Origin of the sequence: Capsulimonas sp. (genome assembly GCF_039929585.1) — a bacterium.
Classification (GTDB): domain Bacteria; phylum Armatimonadota; class Armatimonadia; order Armatimonadales; family Capsulimonadaceae; genus Capsulimonas.
Window position 1 is genome coordinate 1 of sequence record NZ_JBDSQY010000118.1, and the last position, 13,428, is coordinate 13,428.

Annotated in this window: 9 protein-coding genes; 1 reads left to right on the plus strand and 8 read right to left on the minus strand. The window is 58.2% G+C overall.

Features of this window, described 5'->3' with window-relative positions:
• Positions 1–120: 120 nt before the first annotated feature.
• The 5 genes from ABIZ35_RS08220 to ABIZ35_RS08240 form a co-directional block, all read right to left on the minus strand.
• Positions 121–1,125: an ABC transporter permease gene (locus ABIZ35_RS08220; protein WP_348219403.1), complete on the minus strand. Its 1,005-nt coding sequence runs from the start codon at positions 1,123–1,125 to the stop codon at positions 121–123.
• A gap of 2 nt (positions 1,126–1,127) precedes the next feature.
• Positions 1,128–2,135 (minus strand): ABC transporter permease, encoded by a 1,008-nt coding sequence (locus ABIZ35_RS08225; RefSeq protein WP_348219404.1) that lies wholly within the window; start codon positions 2,133–2,135, stop codon positions 1,128–1,130.
• Complete coding sequence (locus ABIZ35_RS08230) at positions 2,132–3,649, minus strand: sugar ABC transporter ATP-binding protein (protein WP_348219405.1); 1,518 nt, start codon at positions 3,647–3,649, stop codon at positions 2,132–2,134. The genes ABIZ35_RS08225 and ABIZ35_RS08230 overlap by 4 nt, the downstream gene beginning before the upstream one ends.
• 40 nt (positions 3,650–3,689) lie before the next feature.
• Complete coding sequence (locus ABIZ35_RS08235; RefSeq protein WP_348219406.1) at positions 3,690–6,686, minus strand: family 78 glycoside hydrolase catalytic domain; 2,997 nt, start codon at positions 6,684–6,686, stop codon at positions 3,690–3,692.
• A gap of 463 nt (positions 6,687–7,149) precedes the next feature.
• Positions 7,150–8,040, minus strand: coding sequence for a DUF1559 domain-containing protein (locus tag ABIZ35_RS08240; protein WP_348219407.1), 891 nt, complete (start codon positions 8,038–8,040; stop codon positions 7,150–7,152).
• A gap of 312 nt (positions 8,041–8,352) precedes the next feature.
• Here ABIZ35_RS08240 and ABIZ35_RS08245 point away from each other — a divergent pair, with 312 nt between their 5' ends.
• Positions 8,353–9,231 carry an AraC family transcriptional regulator gene (locus ABIZ35_RS08245; protein WP_348219408.1) on the plus strand — a complete coding sequence of 293 codons (879 nt, stop codon included), beginning with the start codon at positions 8,353–8,355 and terminating at the stop codon, positions 9,229–9,231.
• Positions 9,232–9,331: 100 nt separating this feature from the next.
• Here ABIZ35_RS08245 and ABIZ35_RS08250 read toward each other — a convergent pair whose 3' ends face one another.
• The 3 genes from ABIZ35_RS08250 to ABIZ35_RS08260 form a co-directional block, all read right to left on the minus strand.
• Positions 9,332–10,222, minus strand: a complete 891-nt coding sequence (locus ABIZ35_RS08250; RefSeq protein ID WP_348219409.1) for a DUF1559 domain-containing protein — start codon at positions 10,220–10,222, stop codon at positions 9,332–9,334.
• 299 nt (positions 10,223–10,521) lie between these two features.
• Positions 10,522–11,673, minus strand: a complete 1,152-nt coding sequence (locus tag ABIZ35_RS08255) for a GntR family transcriptional regulator (protein ID WP_348219410.1) — start codon at positions 11,671–11,673, stop codon at positions 10,522–10,524.
• A gap of 394 nt (positions 11,674–12,067) precedes the next feature.
• Entirely contained in the window at positions 12,068–13,084 is a 1,017-nt protein-coding gene (locus tag ABIZ35_RS08260) for a hypothetical protein (RefSeq protein WP_348219411.1), read from the minus strand.
• Positions 13,085–13,428: the final 344 nt, after the last annotated feature.

Sequence of the window (13,428 nt, forward strand, 5' to 3'; positions counted from 1 at the left end):
GCCACCCCTCCCGCAACGGGAAGGGTTTGTAAGAACTTCACTTACGAATGCCGTCTGCGTGATCGGCCCGAACTCCCTTCCCGCTGCGGGAGGGGTGGCCCCAAGGGCCGGGGTGGGCTGCTACGCCTTCCGCCCTTTCGGCGTGAGAAGGCTATCGGCCAGAACCGACAGAATGAGCAGGCCACCGATGATGATGAGCTTGAGCTCATCCCTGTTCCATTGCCAGGAAACGAATTCACGTGTTTCGTGGATGAGCAGGACGCCCAGCACGGTTCCGAACAAACGGCCGCGGCCGCCGAAAATGCTCGTGCCGCCTAAAACAACCGCCGTAATGACGTCGAGTTCCATCCCCGTCCCGATGTCCGCCTTGGCCGTATTGCGGCGGGCGATAAACAGCAGCGCCGCCAGCCCCGCCGTGGCGCCCGACAGCGTATACAGCCACATCTTGATGCGATCGACCTGAATGCCCGAATACTTCGACGCGGTCTCATTGAAGCCGACCGAAGAAAGCCACAAGCCCATCGGGGTGCGCGCCGCGAGCAGGCCGACGACGATGACCGCAACCGTGAAGATCAGTCCGGAAATCGGCAGCCCCAGCAGTGTCCCCTGCCCCAGCCATGTGAAGCTATCGGGGAAGCCCGAAACAGGGCTGCCATGGCTGATGCCCTCGGCGACACCGCGAAAGGCGGCCAGGGTGGCGAGCGTGACGATCAGCGGGTGCACTTTGACGCGAGTAATAAAGAAGCCGTTCAGAGCGCCGGCGGCCACCCCGGTCGCAAGCGTCAGGACGCCGGCGATCGGCAGCGGGACATGATTCTTGAAGCACAGGCCGAAGACGACGGCGCAGAGCGCCATGGTCGAGCCGACCGACAGATCAATCCCTGCCGTGATGATGATCAAGGTCATCGGGATCGCCAGCAGCGCCAATTCCCAGACTTGCGTGGACAGAGTAATCTGCACGTCCGGATTCAGAAAGCGCGGGCTGAGTGACGACGCCATGATGAGAAGCCCCGCCAGCAGAACGATCAGAACGATTTCCTGGCGTGAGGGCAATACGCCGCGCAGCGGCGAGGGCTGCTTGGCCGCAAGCGCACGCTCGGATTTGGGCTTGGTGATCTGTTCCATAATTAGTGCGCCCCCCGGCGGCTACGCGCCACATGGTCGATCAGCACTGCGACCAGGATGAACGCGCCCTGGATCGCTCGGTCCCAGTAGGTCGCGGACTCGCCCAGGCGCAGGAAGATCAGCATTGGACTGATGACGCCGAGCAGCAGCGCCGCAAGCACCGATCCAATGATCGTTCCGCGACCACCGCTGATAGACGTCCCGCCAACGACAACACAGGTGACGACGACCAGCTCAAAGTTCTGTCCAATTCCGGATTCGATCACGCCCAGACGTGGCACGCTGACCACGGTCGCCACAGCAACCAGAAGGCCCGTCAGCATGAACACGAAGACTTTCAAATTACGCACCGGCAGACCGGCGAGCCGCGCCGCCTCGGGATTACTGCCGGCGGCGTAGATCCGGCGGCCTAGCGGCGTCTGCCGCACGAGCAGGATGGCTAGGATCACGACCGCCGCCGTCACCCACAGGCTGATGGGGATGCCCAAAAATGTTCCAATGCCAAAGAAGCGAAGCCCCGCAGGCAGATCCGTGATGTAATGCCCGTTGATAAGCGTCAGATTAACGCCGTGCAAGACCGTCAGCATTCCGAGTGTGACGATGATGGACGGCATCCGGCCATACGCCACCAGTAAGCCGTTGATCAAGCCAATGCCCGCGCCGAGCAGCAAGGTCACGATAATACCGACCGCCACCGGGAGATTGGCGTGGGCCGGGGTCGTGAGCTGCCCCATGACGGTCGCCAGAAGGCCCATCAGCGCGCCCATGGAGATATCGATTTCGCCCATGACGATCACGAGCGTAAGCCCGCAGGCGACGATCACGGCGGGAACGCTGGACACCAGAATGTCGCGAATGTTACCGCCAGCCAAAAAGGAGTGGTTGACCAGACTGACTGCGAAGATGGTGAGGAGGAGCAGCGCCAGAACCCCATATTCGCGCTGGCGAGACAGGCGGCTCAGCGTCGCGCCAAAGCCGGGCGCCGGCTTATTTATCGCTTGCGTTGTCATGCGACCACCTTCACCGACGAATTTTCCGTATGCAGAGCAAGCGCCAATATCTTCTCCTCCGTAGCCTCCGCACGGGTCAACTCGCCGCGAATTCGCCCCTGGCTCATGACCAGGATCCGATCGCTCAGGGTCAACAGTTCGGGCAGGTCCGACGAAATGAGCAGCGTCGCCATCCCATCCTGCGCCAGCTGGCGAATAATGCGATATACATCCGCCTTGGCGCCGACATCGACGCCGCGGGTCGGCTCATCGAGGATCAGCACGCGGGGCGCTGCGGCCAGCCACTTGCCGAGCGCCAGCTTCTGCTGGTTGCCGCCCGACAGCGTATTCGCCGCGATCCCCGGCCCGGCGGCCTTGACTGACAAATCGCGCATCAAGTCCGCGACGACTTTGTTTTCTTTGTCCGACGAGCGCAGGGCCCCCATGGACGGCGAACCGAGCACGGTGAGCAGTAAATTCGTCCCCACGGTCAGCGGCAGCACCAGCCCCTGATGCTGCCGGTCCTCGGGGACGAGAGCCAGGCCGCACCCGATCGACTTCGGGATGGAGCCCGCCGGAAGCGGCTTGCCCGCGATGGAGACTGAGCCGGAAGCCGGGCGGTCCACACCGAAGATGGACGCAGCCACTTCCGAGCGCCCCGCACCGACCAGTCCGGCGAGACCGACGATTTCGCCGGCGCGCACTGAAAGTGAAATATCCTGGAACACGCCCGGCCGGGTCAGGCCGCGAACATCCAGCATCACCTCGCCCAGCGTCACCGTGCTTTCACGGCTTTCCTCGGCCAGCAGCTCCCGGCCGACCATCAGCTTGACAAGTTCATCGCGGCTGACATCGGCGATCGGCCGCGTGTCCACGAGTTTGCCGTCGCGCAGGATCGTGACCCGGCTGGACAGCGCAAAGACTTCCTCCATCCGGTGACTGACATAGAGAATGGCGACGCCTTCGCTTTGCAGCTGCCGGATGATCCGAAAAAGCGTTTCCGTTTCGCGGGCCGACAGCGACGCCGTCGGTTCGTCCATGATCAGCAGTCCGCTTTTGTGGGAAAGCGCGCGTGCGATCCCGACCATCTGGCGCTGTGCGAGCGAAAGCTCCTCCAGCGGCCGGTCCAGATCGATCTTTTCGCCCAGGCGGTCCAGCAGCGCCTGCGCCTCGCGCCGCATCCGGGGCCGGTCCAGCAGACCCGGCCCAATACGCGGCTCGCGACCGACAAAGATATTGTCGATCGCATTCAGGTGCGCGAACGCCGTGGATTCTTGATGAAGCGCGACGATCCCCGCCGTCTCGGAAGCGCGAATGTCTCCGAGAGAGACGGCGACGCCATTGACCCGAACCTCGCCGCCGTCAGGCCGGACGACTCCGGACAGGCACTTGATCAGGGTGGATTTTCCCGCCCCGTTTTCGCCCATCAGCGCATGGAGTTCGCCCGGCTCAATATCGATGCTGACGCCGGAAAGCGCCGGGATACCGTTGTACGCTTTGCTCAGGCCGCTTACTTGTAGGAATGGTGTATTCATTTCGTCATACTTGCCTCGGCCGTCCGCCGTTCGTCAGCGATTAAAGGGCCGGCGCGGAGAAGGTGTATGTTCCTGATTGTAATTCATACACGGCCGCCCCAGATTCCTCCCGAACGAACTTGACGCCTGAGGCCGTATTGATCGCTTTGCCGCCTTCGGTGATCCCGGAAGCGCTCGGCGACGGGATCCACGCCGTCGCCGTCGTGTTGGCGGGAACGGAGACATTCCAGACAAATTTCCCGTTCTGGATCTTCCAGCCGCTGGCGATCGGACCATGGACACTGTCGAAGGTCGCGGCGGCGTGGGTCAAACCCGGTCCCGGATGCGGATGCAGCAGGATATGCTTGTAGCCGGGCTGATTGGGATCGGTATCGATCCCGGCAACGTCCTGATAGAGCCACTGGCCGACCGAGCCGAGCGAATAGTGGTTGAATGAGTTCATACCAGGGTCCTGGAAGCCCTTCTCAGGGGTCCAGCCGTCCCATCGCTCCCAGATCGTCGTCGCGCCATGGCGGATCGAGAAGCCCCAGCTGGGGAACGTATCGTTTTGGAGCAGCTTATACGCGACATCGTTATTGCCGGTCGCCGTGAGCGTTGGGCAAAGATAGCCGACGCCGACAAAGCCCGTCGAGAGGTGGCTGTTCTTGGCGGCGATATCCGCCGTCAGATGTGTCGCAGCCATCGCGCGCAGATTGTCGGGCAGCAAGTTGAAGCGCAGCGCAAGTACGTAGGCGGTTTGTGTATCGCCCTTGATCTTGCCGTCCGCCGACACAAACGCCTTATTGAAGGCGCTCTTGATGCGCTCGAAGAGAGCATCATACTTGGCGGCCTCATCCGTGCGTCCAAGCACACGCGCCATCTTCGCCATCAGCGAAGCGTCGTAGCCGTAGTATGCCGTCGCAAGAACGTCTTTCGGCGTATCCGCGTTGATGGAAAGCCAGTCGCCGAAGTCGTTGTTGCGCCGCTGCATCCAAAGGCCGTCAGGGTTGACGCTGGTGATGTAGTTCATCCAGCCGTTCATCGCGGCCCAATGCTTTTCGATGATGGTCGTGTCGCCATACGCCTGATAAACGGTCCATGGAACGATTACGCCGGCGTCGCCCCAGGCGGGAGCGCCGTCGTTGTCGTCCACCTTACGCGGGGAGACATCGGAGAAAGCGCCCTGTGACGACTGCGCATCCTCGACATCCTGCATCCACTTCTCATAGAAGCCGGCGGTGTCTCGGTTGTAAGTCGCGGTGCGGACAAAGATCTGCGCGTCGCCCATCCAGCCGAGGCGCTCATCGCGCTGCGGGCAGTCGGTCGGAACGCTCACGAAGTTGCCGCGCTGTCCCCAGTCGATGTTGTGCTGAAGCTTGTTCACGAGCTCGCTGGAACATTCGAATGTCCCCGTCTTCGGAGTGTCCGATCCCACGACGCATCCGGTCAGCGCATCCAATCCCGGCTTGCCGGGGAATCCCGTCACTTCGACGTAGCGGAAACCATGGAACGTGAAGTGCGGCTCCCAGACTTCGACGCCGCCGCCCTTGCAGATATAGGTGTCGGTGCAATTGGCCGAGCGCAGGTTCGTGGTGTAAACTTCGCCATCGGGGCTGAGCATTTCCGCGAAGCGCAGCTGAATGCGCGTCCCCGCCTTGGCCTGGACTTTCAGCCGCGCCCACCCGACCATGTTCTGGCCGAGGTCAACGATATATGTTCCCGGCTTCGGCTCGGTCATGCCGATCGGCTTGATGTGCTCGGTCACACGAATGGCCGGGCCATGCTGGGCGACCATCATGGCGTTCACGCCTGGCTGATCGATCACGCCATAGACGGCCTTTCGAATAACGAGCTTGCCGGGCGCCTCGCCGGGGCCGGGGATCTGGATCGTATCCTTCTCATTCACCGTTTGCGAGTGCGCGGCGCCGTCCAGCGTGTAGTCCACGCGCAGATGCTTGACGGTATTGTAGGCGGGATCGCCTCCGAGATCGTTGCCGGAGACGACGGAAACCTTGTTGTCCGTGACCATCGACACCACTTTAGCAGTCACATCCACCTGATTGGCGGATTTCTTCGACGCGTCGAGAACGACGGAATTCCAGCCGGCGCCTTTGGCGCTGGGAAGATCCCAGCCCGTCAATTCCTTGCGCGCATCGTACGATTCGCCCTGGAGCATATCTGAGTAGGTGATCGGACCCTGCGATCCCTTCCAAGTTCCGTCGGTCACGATCGTCTGACGCGTTCCATCGGTGAATACGATCTCCATTTGGAGACGCATTTCCGGACGAACTCCGTAGTAATCCCGACGGCCGCCAAAACCGATGAAGCCGCTGTACCAGCCGTCGCCAAGAACGGCGCCGATGGTGTTCGCGCCGCTCTTCAGCGCCGATGTCACGTCGTAGACCTGATACTCCACGCGCTTGTTGTAATCCGTCCATCCCGGCGCCAGAACCGCATTGCCGACCTTCGCGCCGTTCAGATGCAGTTCATAGACGCCGTGCGCCGTCGCAAAAATCGTGGCTTGCTTGATGGTCTTTCCGAGAGTAAACGTCCGGCGCAGGTAAGACGAGGGAGCGAGCATCTTGCCGTCGGCTTTCACGTCGCGCGGCGTCTGCGCGGAGATCCATTGCGCCTTCCAATCCGAAGGCTTCAGAAGCCCCATGCGCCACGACGCCGCTGGACTCTCGGTCACAGCACCGTCCTTGTCCCAAACACGCACCTTCCACCAGCACTGCTGGCCCGACGCCAGAGGCCGTCCCGAGTACGGGATCGTGAGCGCGTCATCGGACGCAACCTTGCCGCTGTTCCAGAGATCGCCCTTGCCGGATTTCAGAGCGGCTGCGCTGCTCGCCACCAAAACCTGATACGCCGTCTGCTTTTGCCCGCGCGTGGGCGACTGCAGCTGCCAGCTCAGCCGTGGATGCTCGGCGTCCACGCCGAGCGGGTTTACCAGAAATTCACAGCGGAGATGACCGAGACGAACATTGGAGGCGGCCTGCGCGGCGGGAGACAAGAGAACGACTGCGGCGGCGGCAAAGAAGGCAAGATGGTGCTTCATGGATTTCTTTCAAAGGACACGTCGATTGCAAGACTATAGAGCGATTAAGAGAGCTAATTGATTGATACGGAAAGCGGCAAAAGTTCGTTTGATATCCAAGACTCGCGCCCCGCGTTCAGGTGGGCGTATCCGACACGGAAACGAGCTGACGCCTCATGGATTTCATTCGGATTTATCGGAACTATACGAAGATTTTCGGAACGATACACAGGCATATTTTACCCGATACCAGAACTAAATACAGAGTAAAACACCCCTCGCCAAGGAAATTTTTCAAGAATTTCTGACGAGGGGAGAAAAACCATGCAAACTCCAAAGAAACACGCTTTACCGATACTCTCAGCGCGGCTCATAATGGACAAATCGCCCTTCGTATCGAAAATACGAAGGGCGATTTTGGTATTCGGAATTGCGATCACTAAGGGTTAATGATAAACAACTAATGATCCGTTATTCCGCAAGCTTACCGAGTGCTGAAGGTGATCGCGAACTGACCATTGCCAGTTCCTGCGGACATACCGCCGTGAACCTGGCAGTCCGTCAAGGCCGGCGCGCCATCCTGGTTGCAGTCTTCCGCCAAGGCGTTGGAGCCGCTGGAGACACCGGAACCCTTGGACCACTTGACATGACCGTCGCATAGCATGTAGTTTGAACCGTCCGTGTGCAGTCCATTAACCGAGTCAAATCCAAATCCGCCACCATTACGGTTTACCTGAGACGTACAGTCGCGGCCACCCAGACATCCGGTCCGCATATGGCCGCCATTCTTATTGTTACCCCACCACATGCCGCCATCGGGATTTCCATTGGACGTGGGAGAGGTGAAACCGTTAATCCCGCCCGCCTCTTGCGGATCCGTAACAGGTCCAATAAGCCCCGTGGTCTCACAGAGCAGAACCGTCTTGCTGGGAGAGCTCAAAGAGGCCAGCGCCTGGCCGGTCTGCGGGTCGAGCGGATCGCTGTTATTCGCGGTCCGCAAGAAGTTCAGGTTTCCAGCATAAGAGACAGGATAGGATACTAAGCCGTTACCGGTGTTCGTTTGTGGTTGCTGGCTGTCATCGGGACATTTGAAAACGCCGGTGCTCTTAACGTAAGGATAGACACGTCCGGCCCAGCCCTCTCCTAAGCTTCCTATCGAACCAGTCGGGTAATTCTCATCATTGTCCTGCACATATTGCAAGAAGCCTAGGCCGATCTGGCGCTCGTTGGAAGCGCAGCTGATTTGGCGAGCTTTCTCGCGGGCCTTGGCGAAGACCGGGAATAGGATTGCAGCGAGAATCGCGATGATGGCGATGACGACGAGCAATTCAATGAGAGTGAAACCTGAACGGCTTCGCGATTGAACGGTAGGCATAATAACTTCTTTCTCCACCCTGCAAATAATTGGGGCATCCGACGACGTGAAATAAAATTTGGTCACGACTCGAAACATAATCCATATAAATCCCATAGACAGCTTAAATATTAGATCAGTATAAACATTCAACCATCATAAACCCAAAAAGGATACACATGATGAGAGAACGATATTCAATCTGCCGTCTTAAGCAGTTGGGGTATATGGTATCATCATTATAAACGCAGGCCTGCACGCCGTCAATGCACAAAATGGCAATAAAATTGCACTTTTTGACACTGTCAGTATTACTGTAGAAGCAAACGTCTCATGAAATATTTCTCGCGATACCTCCCGCTTGCCGACGAAGCGCGACAGCAAAGTTTGTACATTCTGGCAAGCGGTCATCAGCTGATTCCTCCGCACGCCTCTTACCCTCCGACAAGCCATCCAGCCGATCATCAGTTCCGGTGGGAGCAAGGGAGGACGCTTCAAGAATATCAGCTGGTTTATATCGCCAATGGCGGAGGCCTATTCGAGTCTCGTTCTGCTGGACGCCGGCGGATCGAAGCGGAAACTCTCTTTATTCTTTTCCCGGGGGAATGGCACCGCTACAGCCCTGACCCGGAAACGGGATGGGACGAATACTGGGTCGCCTTTCAGGGACGAATCGCCGAAACCCTCATCGCGGAGTCGGCCCTCTCGCCCTCCGACCCGCTGCTGGGCGGTCAGCCCACCGAGCGGATGCAGCACGAGTTTGTACAGATCATGGAGGAGATGCGACGCGAGGCGATCGGCTACCAGAAGGTGATCGGCGCGCGAACCATGCTGATTATGGCGACGGCAACCGCCTCGTCCCTGCGCCGCGGCTTCGAAGGAACCGACATCCTCAACGCGATTGAACGAGGCAAGACAATTCTCTTCGAACAGATGGAGCAGAACATCAATATGGAGGAGATGGCGGCCACACTCGGCGTGGGCTACTCTCTCTTTCGGAAATCGTTTCGGAAATACATCGGTATGTCGCCGGCGCAGTATCACTTGGAGCTTCGCATCAACGAAGCCAGCCATCTGCTGCGCACCACGACCCTGCCGATCGCCGCCATCGGGCTGAGGGTAGGATTCGAATCCGCCGGCTATTTCTGCCGCATCTTCAAGCGCAAAACCGGCCAGTCTCCGGGAGAACATCGCAACATGGCTCAGGGCTGATCTCGAAAACATCGCTCGGACGCCCCTAAACCTAAACAGCCCCTCGTAAGTTTGATACGAAGGACTGTTTTAGATCCCGTGTTACGATGTTACGTCGCAGCTATTTGACGCTGAACGTGACGGCGAAGCGATTACCCTCGGTTCCCTCCGCCATCGTCTGCACGACCGTTGTGCAATCCGCTGGCGCGCCGCCGCCCTGCTGACAGTCCGCAGCGATCGCATTTGATCCGCCGGAGACCTGAGAACCACGCAGCCATTTCACATGGCCGTCGGTCATCATAAAGTTTGAGCCGTCGGTATGTCGACCAGTCAGCTTTTCAAATCCTTCCATGAAATTGGCGGTCGTTGCGAGATATGGCGTGCAGTCCAACCCTCCTAAGCATCCCGTCTCCATCATTCCTCCTTGACCAAAGTTAGGAAACGGATAAACCGTTCCGTTATAATTTCCATTGGTAGTTGGGGAAATAACGTCTTGGAACCCGCCGGCTTCGTTAGGATCGGTGATAGGCGCGTAAATGGACTGCACTTCGCAAAGAAGTACTGTTTTTGCAGGCGCAGCAAGCGAAGCGAGCGCCTGACCGGTGTGGGGATCATTCGGGTCGTTCGTCGTATCCCATCTCATAAAGTTAAAGTTTGCCGCGTAGGATACCGGATATGAGATGACAGCTCCGTTTGTATGGTTCGCGGTAGGATCATCCGGACATTTAAATGCGCCTGTACTTTTGACATAAGGATAGACAATGCCGGCCCACCCTTGCCCAAGCTGCGCTCTTCCACCTGTGGGATAGTTCTCATCAAAGTCTTGTGTGTACTGAAGAATGCCTATTCCGATCTGCCGCAAGTTTGATGCGCAGCTGATCTGGCGAGCCTTCTCGCGCGCCTTGGCAAAGACCGGGAACAAAATGGCGGCCAGTATAGCAATTATTGCGATAACAACTAGCAGCTCGATCAACGTAAACCCTTTGCGACTCTGCGTGTTCAATGTCTGCATAATGCTCTCCTTTTAAATTGACGGTAGACCGAATGAAAAATTTTACAGGACAAAAGAAATCCTATTGGCCTCCAATGTTCAATATGTTAGCAGTTTCTCCGGGTCATGTCAATAGAATTGAGTGCAAAAACTGGAAAATAAATCCAAAACAACACCGTAACAACCTACATTAATTTTGTACTGAAAAAATCGTATTTTATACGAAATTCGATATTGTCACATAAAAATCCCCCGCCTCTTTCAATAAATTGAATGCAGGCGAGGGGCCAGTGAAAACGAAGGAGGCGCGATCCCGTTCCCTAGCGAGGGAGCGGGATGCAGGAGGTGCGGACGACCAGCCGTGTGGGCAGCAGAATATGGCGGTAGGCGGCGGGGGCGCCGGTCGGCTCCGCGAGGCGGGTCAGGAGGAGATCGACGGCTTTCTCGCCCATCTGTTCGAAGGGCTGGTGCACGGTGGTCAGCGGTGACGGGCGGATCGAATGGCGATCCATGTCGTCGAAGCCCATAATGCTGATGTCCTCGGGCACGCGGACGCCGCGCGCTTGCAGTTCCGCCATGAACTCGTGGGCAATCAAGTCGTTCATGGCGAACACCGCCGTGGGACGCTCCGCGAGGGACATAAAATGATCGGCGGCCGTTGTGACCGGCGGCTGCAAGTGGACGGCGTTGGACATCCGGAAGATCCACTCGGGCTCCGGGCGAACGCCCCGCGACATCATCGCCTCGCGATACCCCTGCTCGCGATCCCGAACCGTAATGGTCGGATCTTCCATCGTCAGGTGCATGATGCGCTGATGGCCAAGATCCAGCAGGTGCATCACCGCCTCACGCGCCGCCGCCGCATTGTCGATACCCACAAAGTCACAGGCGAAGGAAGGATCGCAGCGGTCGACCAGCACCATCGGTATCCCCGCTTCCTGGAGAAGCCGCAGGTCGGGCAGCGTATGAACGCTGCCCTGATGCCAAACGACCACGCCGCTGATGCCTTCGTTTCGGATGGATTCCAGAGCATGCCGCTCGCGCCGAACCGTTTCGGCGCGCGTGTCCGCATTGTTGTCGAAGACAATCAGACGATATGGCGCTTCCTTGTTGATCAGCATTTGCAGCACACCGCGCTGGATTGCCGGAGACGCCGGATAATGCGGCGTCTGCGGCGACAGGACCGCCAGTGTTTGCAGAGCTACTTTCGAATCGCGCGTGGATTGATCCATCAACGCGGTTTCGGAAGGGAGGCTGACACGAGGGCGCCGTCCCGTCTCGCGTACAATCAGCTGCTTCTCGGCCAGCGACGACAGCGCCGAGCGGATTGTCGAGCGATCCGCCCGAAACTCCGCCGCCAGCTCACGCTCCGTCGGCAGCCATTCGCCCGGCGCATACTCGCCGCGTTCGATACGCCCAAGCAGGGCGACGGCGAGCCTTTCCGCAGCCGGCAGCCTCACACCATTGCTCATATTTGGCATTGATTCATCTTTCGAGCGACGCATTAAAACCTACCATCGCCAATCCAAGCGATACGTTTAACCATATCACATCTTATTTTAATCTGTCAAGCAAATTGGCCAATTCCCCGCGAAAATATCTGCCTAGCCTGCACGCACCCAAACACACTCTGTGATAAAGCGGTTTTCAGACCACTCCCTGGACGCCATACTAACCCGGCAGCCGGAATCTCCAGCGGCATTGGCGGACATGCATCTTATTATAGACGAGATTCGGCGCATTTTCTCATTGTACGCTCAAAGCGACATTGAGGCGCGTGCGACGGAAGTCGAGGATTTCGGAGAGCAAGCGGCCCCACCACGTTGAATGGAGAGGCCGCCTGAGAGCCGCAGTAAATTGCTGAGCCTAATGCACCGGGGTAAGAAGGAACGCATGGCTCATGGAGCCGTTGATGCTGCCGGCCCCGGTGATCTGGCCGGTGTCGCTGATGCTATCGGCTTCAAAGAGAGTCCAGCCGGACCCGGCCGGGATCAACGTATTCAAGTTTTTGGCGACGCCATTCTGCCACAGGATCGCGGCCGTATCGGTCTTGCCTACGATTTGTCCGGAAGAGTTGATACTGAGCGCCTGACCGATCCCAAGGTCACTCCAGGCCCCAGTCGTCCCATTGTTTGTCGTGGGCGTCCAGACGGCGGCATGAAACACGCTGCCCGTACCGACGAAGGATCCGATCACGATCCCATTATAATTGATCCCCGTACCAAACATCTGATTACTTGTCCCAAGCGCCCCAAGGTCCTTCGAGCCATGGGAGGCATCCCACAGGAACGCATGGGAGCCTGTTCCCGACGGGATTGAGCCGACGACTTGCGTGAAGTGGTTGATCCCATTCGCTGAGCCGCCGTTGTTCAGATATTGGAGGCTGCCGGTTCCGCCGTTAGGAACCGTGGGCGTCCAGAGAAAAGCGTGGTTGACGGAGCTCGCGTCCTGCACTTGTCCGACCATCGCGCCTGCATAATTGACTGCGTAGGACACTCCGGAGTAATTGAGCAGGGACGCGACTCCATTGCGCCAGAGCGCCGGATGGGTGTTCCCACTGGCGTCCTCCACCATTCCGGCAATCACTCCCGTCGTGTTGATGCTATAAGCGATGCTTTTCAAGCTGCCGGCGGGACTAAGATCCACCATAGCGTTGTTTTGATAGAGGAACGCCTTACCGGCGCCGCCTCCCTGGTAATTCGACTCTCCGACGACCAGTCCGTTCTGGTTGACACAATGCGGAATGCTGAACCGCGTGGTTCCAAGCACCCCTAAATCTTTGATCGTATACGTCTGGGCAGATGCCGGCAAGGCGGCAAGAAGGCCGCCTGCAAAACAGAGAGCGGGCAGCGCAGTTACGACTTTGGAAGAGAGTGACGGCATGAGATGTCTCCTAAAGAGCGTCATTCAGTACTGACTGACACGATTGCAAGTCAGATCGATCCCAGTCATTATACCTAACCGGTTAGGGTTTCAGGTTAAGATGTTGAATGAGATGCACAATGCGCCTGGCGATTAAAATCGCGGCTAGAAAAGCACGATGTGCCCCTTCGGGCACTCCAGAAAAGAAACGCAATCGCTAGGTTTCTGGAGTCCACGCAGGTGGACATCGTGCACTTCTAGAAGTGGTGCCGGAAAGTGCCCTTTCTCAAGCCAGCTGCGATCTTTGAGGCGATTTGGGCCGTTCTTGTCGTTCAGACAGCTGCGGCCCACTGTTTAGTAAAGAA